5 protein-coding genes are annotated in these 5,037 nt (G+C 45.9%); 3 read left to right on the forward strand and 2 right to left on the reverse strand.

The genetic code is table 11. From position 1 onward, the window contains the following. The 3 genes from A3761_RS22015 to asd all read left to right on the forward strand — a co-directional run. A partial coding sequence (locus A3761_RS22015; protein WP_082870338.1) for an HDOD domain-containing protein occupies nucleotides 1-1,729 on the forward strand: 1,729 nt, incomplete at its 5' end. A gap of 66 nt (nucleotides 1,730-1,795) precedes the next feature. Then, complete coding sequence (locus A3761_RS22020; RefSeq protein WP_068507602.1) at nucleotides 1,796-2,608, forward strand: sulfurtransferase; 813 nt, start codon at nucleotides 1,796-1,798, stop codon at nucleotides 2,606-2,608. 25 nt (nucleotides 2,609-2,633) lie between these two features. Next, nucleotides 2,634-3,494 (forward strand): archaetidylserine decarboxylase, encoded by an 861-nt coding sequence (gene asd, locus A3761_RS22025; RefSeq protein ID WP_068507599.1) that lies wholly within the window; start codon nucleotides 2,634-2,636, stop codon nucleotides 3,492-3,494. Nucleotides 3,495-3,499: 5 nt separating this feature from the next. On the opposite strand, the gene epmA is transcribed toward asd, so the two are convergent. Together epmA and efp are read right to left on the reverse strand one after the other, a co-directional pair. Then, on the reverse strand, nucleotides 3,500-4,495 hold the full coding sequence (gene epmA, locus A3761_RS22030) for an EF-P lysine aminoacylase EpmA (RefSeq protein WP_068507597.1): 996 nt from the start codon (nucleotides 4,493-4,495) through the stop codon (nucleotides 3,500-3,502). 44 nt (nucleotides 4,496-4,539) lie between these two features. Continuing rightward, nucleotides 4,540-5,037: elongation factor P (gene efp / locus A3761_RS22035; protein WP_068750885.1), on the reverse strand; the 498-nt coding region annotated here is incomplete at its 5' end.

The raw sequence follows: 5,037 nt of genomic DNA on the forward strand, positions 1-5,037 counted from the left end.
AAAAATGCCCGATAGCGCTGAAGGCTGGGCAAACTTTCTGGTGACAAAGTCACTTCCCTCGCCATTTAAAGTGGGTCAAAAAGTCATTCGTATGCTAGAAAAAAAGGTTATTCCATACTCTCATCTGGCTGCTCACGTTAATAAAGACCCAATCTTGGCTTTTTACGTCATGTCACACGCCAATGATAGCCAGCTAGAAGATACACCGAGCAGTAAGACACTGGCACACGCCATTAGTATGATTGGCATTGAGCGCCTAACAGAGCTGATAAACGAGCAACCCTTTAAAGCTATTTCCTTAAAGAGTATTACCAGTTTCTACTACCTTCGAACACTATCAACCAGTTTATATGCAGGCCACCTCGGTCGAGCCATCGCTAAAAGAAAAGGTAAAGGAAACCCCGAAGACGTTTATTGGTCCAGCTTGTTTCTGGGTGCGCCTATCTGGTATTTATGGCGCTTTGCAACGCCTGAAATGCGTTTAGTACGCTATGCCATTCGTTCCAACTACAAGCTCCCCCATGTTGCCGAGAAAGAAGTATTAGGCGGTACAATCGTCGATGTCACGACCGCTCTGGCTAAAAAGCTAAACGTTCCTGCCCTGGCTCAGGCATGCTATCAACCAGATAAACAATTAAGCCATAAGCAATGGGTCACTATTGCCCGCTCTTTTAGCCCTGATGGGAAACCGCTCCGTGTTGAAGATCGCGACATTAATATGCTGATGCAGTCTCCACATTTTGTCGTGATGCTGGCAAACCTGATTGCTCACTATTCTTCATATTGCTGGTATTCAAGGGCAACATTAAGAGCACAACGGATTCTGGCTTGCTACTTAAACTGCTCGGTTGATGAAGCGATTCAGCTAACTCATGAAGCTGCTGCAGATATGTCACGCGCTCATCCTATGCCAGGCGTAATGCAACCGGCTGCTAAATTATTCGTGCCACCACGCAAGCGCACTAAAGCACAAAGTGAGTGCCAACTCAGTGAATTCCAGTCAGATGCCTATGCGCCATCTCAGAAGGGAAAAGCAGCGCCCCCTGCTCCAGAAGCGCCAATAGCCAGCTCTACTAAAACTAACAAGCTTGAAGACACCAGACAACACGAGAACCGGGACGTACCGAAACCTGAAAAAATTAATGCACCGACTAATAAAGAAGGCATTGCTGAAAAAGCGCAAGCAAACGGGCCGCTTTCACGGAACCCCTTATATACTGAGCTAACACATATCATGGCTCATCGCCCGCAGGAGTTTACCGACCTACATGAGCTGATGAATGCCGCGACCCAAGGCATTGCCTACGGCATTGAGTTAGAACGAGCATGCGTGGGTCTGATAAGCAAAGACCGCAGCCGCTTTAAAAACTATTATTCAGTCGGGTGCCAAGATCACCCTGAACTTAAGGATTTTGAAAGCAAAATAATCAAGAATACTATTTTTGAGAAATTATGCTCTCGCCCAGCCAGTATTTGGGTGAAACCCTCTAGTGACAAGAAGATACTCGACCTGATTCCCATGAATTTCAAGGGCGCCACCGACTCAAAAGAGTTTTTCTTAATGTCGGTATTTGTTGGCAAAAAACCGGTTGCCCTTTTCTTCGCAGATAACACTGACAACCAAACACTCACCGACGCTCACTATAAACAATTCAAATACCTATGCAGCGCAGTCACTACTTCCTTACAGCATCAAGCGAATCGTCAAGCATCAAAGGGTGAAGAATAGTTAGTCCCAAACTTTGTCATCTGGTATGATCCGCCGATCATCATTTGAAGCAATGAGAACTAACAAATGTCAGATCTGTTAATTGAAGCGCCTCAATTACTCGCACTATTAAATAATGAAGACTCCTCTGAAAAGCTGATCATCGTCGACCTTGGAAAAGAAGATCGCTACCTAAGCGCTCATATCCCCGGTGCAGTACTGGTAAGCCCTAATTTAACCCAGGCGGGTCCGCCGGTGCCCGGCCTTGCTCCGAGTAAAGAAAATTTAAACGATTTAATGCAAAGCATTGGTCTGACTCCCGATAGTCAGGTTATTGTATACGATGATGAAGGTGGCGGCTGGGCAGGACGTTTTATCTGGCTACTCGATGAAATTGGCCATAACAACTACCGCTATTTGAATGGCGGCTTGCACGCATGGGCTGCTGAAAATTTCGACATGGAAAGCGGCCCTGTGGCTAATGAAAAGTCAGATATTCAAGTGTCTTTTAGCGGTAAACATAGCCTCACTCTCGCGCAGCTAAAAGAGCTTGTAAACACTCAAGATTTGCAAATCTGGGACGCTCGTTCTCCGATGGAGCATAGTGGCGAAACTGCTTACGCAGCCAGAGGCGGCAAGATTCCCGGCGCACTAAACTACGAGTGGACTCGCGCGATGGATCAACAAAATAGCCTAAAACTAAAACCCTTTGACACCTTGTTGAGTGAGTTAGCGACTGTTGGAATAAGCCCAGAAAAGCCAACCGTCACACACTGCCAAACCCACCATCGCTCAGGCCTCACTTATCTATTAGGCAAGCTACTTAGCTTCACAGATATAAAAGCTTACCCTGGTTCTTGGGGCGAATGGGGAAACCAAGCTGACACCCCTATTGAATGAGTAAATTACTACTAACGGACTTACTATGAAACTCGATGATCTATTTATTTTCAGTCAATATATTGCACCGCAACACTTGATCTCGCGGGCAGCAGGAAAAGTCGCTGAATGTGAAATTCCGGCGTTCAAGAATAAGCTGATCGCTTGGTTTATTGATAAATACGGCGTCAATATGTCTGAAGCCTTGCTTGATTCGCCAGAGAATTTTAAGCACTTCAATGACTTCTTCACTCGTGAACTTAAACCTGGCGCACGGGAAATTGACACCCAAGAAGATGCAATCATTTCTCCGGTTGATGGCGCGATTAGCCAGCTAGGCCAGGTTGATAAAGGCCAGGTATTTCAGGCAAAAGGTCAGAGCTTTAGTGTGGTAGAGCTGCTTGGCGGCGACATTGAACGAGCCGAACCGTTTATGGGTGGCGACTTCTCAACAATCTACTTGTCGCCTAAAGATTACCATCGAATTCATATGCCCTGCACCGGCACATTAAGAGAAATGGTTTATATCCCTGGTAAGTTATTTTCGGTTAACCCGGTAACGGCAGAGAATGTCCCTCGCCTATTCGCCAGAAATGAGCGTGTTGCAGCCATATTCGATACCGAGTTTGGCCCGATGGCCATGGTCTTGGTTGGTGCAATGATTGTTGCCAGTATCGAGACCGTTTGGTCTGGTTTAGTCGCTCCGGTTAAGCGCGATGTGAACAGTACCCTTTATGGGGATGCGAGCAGTATCACTCTGGAAAAGGGGCAGGAAATGGGACGATTCAAGCTCGGTTCTACCGTTGTATTGGCGTTTCCAAAAGGCACAACACAATTCAATGAAGCAATGCAGGCAGGCTCCCCCGTTAGAATGGGTGAAAACTTCGGTAGTATCATTAAAAGCTAGATTTACTAGACCCGACTTAGAGGGAAGCTCAATACATCTTCAATGCTATTGACTCCCTCTTTGATCATCAACAAACGATCCAAACCTAGGGCAATTCCCGAACAGTCTGGCATACCAGACTCCAAAGCTGATAAGAACTTCTCATCGATTGGTATCCCATTCAAACCCATATCCTGGCGTACCAAATTATCAGATTCAAAGCGCTGGCGCTGCTCTTTAGCATCCGTTAGTTCATGATAGGCATTCGCAATCTCGAGCCCGTTTATATATAGCTCGAACCTTTCTGCGACCAATAAGCCATCCTCATCATGCTTCAAGGCGGCTAGAGATGCTTGTGATGCGGGATAATCCGAAACAAACACGGGTCTAAGCTTACTATCTTCAGAACAGCCCAAGTATGGCTCAATACAGACGCTTAGTAGCAGATCCAGGTACTCATCACGTTCCAAATTAGGCCCGGAATAGCCGGCCAACTCTATTGCTTTCTGCCTCAGTACATCAATAGCGACTATCATCGGGTCAAGATCTAAATATTTCCGAAACAAGTCGCGATAACTAACTGTCGACACTTCACATGAACCCAAAAGAGTTTCCAGTAGGTCTGCGGTTTCTTGCATCAGAGCGTTGAGATCAAAGCCTGGGCGATACCATTCAAGCATGGAAAATTCAGGATTATGTCGTACGCCGCTTTCAGCATTACGAAAAGTTTTACAGATTTGGAAAATCGAACCACTCCCCGCAGCAAGTAGACGCTTCATAGGGAATTCAGGAGAAGTATGTAGATATAAACATTCTGAACCCGCACCAGGTGCAGAATTCAAAGCGCAAGACAAACTTTCCAGATGAGGATCTGTCGCAGTTGAGCGACCAAGAATAGGCGTTTCAACTTCAAGCACATGACGTGCGACAAAAAAAGCCCGAAGCTGCGCATATAGCTCAGCCCGGGCTTTTAGTCTTTGCAAAGAACATGTTGGTTGCCATTGTTCTGAAGTTTTATTCATAACAAGCAAGCAAACCTCTAATCTCTATGCAATCAATTGCTCAATTATGACTTGGCACGACTCACGTATTCACCAGTACGAGTATCGATACGCAGCTTCTCACCAATATTGACAAATAATGGCACATTGACCGTTGCACCGGTAGAAAAGGTAGCCGGCTTTGTGCCACCTTGAGCTGTATCGCCTTTCAAACCCGGGTCAGTTTCTACCACTTCCAGCTCAACAAAGTTTGCTGCAGCAACAGCCAAGGGTGCACCATTGAATAGTGTGACCGTATAAACATCCTGTTCCTTTAACCACTTAATTGTATCACCGACAGCCTTTTCATCAGCAGCATGCTGTTCAAAAGAACCATCAGTCATCATAAAGTGCCAGAACTCACCATCGGTATAGAGGTACTCCATATCGAATTCCATTACGTCAGCCGCTTCAAGAGATTCACCTGACTTGAAGGTTCTCTCCCATTGACGCCCAGTATTGAGGTTTCTCAACTTAACGCGGTTAAAAGCCTGGCCTTTTCCTGGCTTTACAAATTCATTCTC

The sequence above is a fragment of the Oleiphilus sp. HI0123 genome (genome assembly GCF_001635315.1).